This window comes from Pseudonocardia xishanensis (assembly GCF_039541715.1).
GTDB classification, from domain to species: Bacteria; Actinomycetota; Actinomycetes; order Mycobacteriales; family Pseudonocardiaceae; genus Pseudonocardia; species Pseudonocardia xishanensis.
Genome location: NZ_BAABGT010000010.1, coordinates 1 through 551 on the forward strand (window position 1 = coordinate 1; position 551 = coordinate 551).

At 73.0% G+C, this 551-nt stretch carries 1 protein-coding gene and 1 pseudogene; both read right to left on the reverse strand.

Annotated features, from left to right (window positions below; translation table 11 throughout):
• A partial coding sequence (locus tag ABD993_RS02700) for an adenosylhomocysteinase (RefSeq protein ID WP_345412291.1) occupies positions 1-134 on the reverse strand: 134 nt, incomplete at its 3' end.
• Between the two features lie 215 nt (positions 135-349).
• Positions 350-551, reverse strand: a pseudogene (locus tag ABD993_RS02705) (bifunctional 5,10-methylenetetrahydrofolate dehydrogenase/5,10-methenyltetrahydrofolate cyclohydrolase); the annotation flags it as partial.

Sequence of the window (551 nt, forward strand, 5' to 3'; positions counted from 1 at the left end):
ATCAGGCCCGGCATCTCGTTCTCGGCCAGCCGGATCTCCTTGCGGCCGAACTCGTGCAGACCGAGGTCCGCGACGGCGAAGTCCACCCCGCCGATCTCCTGGAACCGCCCGGCCGAACCGTCGATGGTCGTCATCGTGTCCTCACTCCTCCTGCGACGGCGGGGCGGGCCTGCGGATGGTCCGACACCGGCCCCTCCTCCCCGCGATGGTGGAGGCGCCCTTGTCGTGGATCCCGACGGACCGAGCGTGGCGGAGTGGATCCGCTGCAGCGCCTCTCGGTCCCGCACCGAGCGTGGCATGCGTGCGGCACCGATGGCGGGCCCGTTGCTCAACGGTCGCGGCACGGAAGTCACGGAGGCCGGTGGTGCTCCGCCGTCGCGATGACGTTGCGGAACAGCATCGCCACCGTCGTCGGGCCGACGCCGCCGACGCGGGGGGTGATCGCGCCCGCGACCTGCTCGCAGGACTCGTCGACGTCCGGCAGCAGGCGCGTGCCCGAGTACCGCACCCCGCCGCCGACCACCGTGGCGCCGGGCTTGACGTGCTCGGGC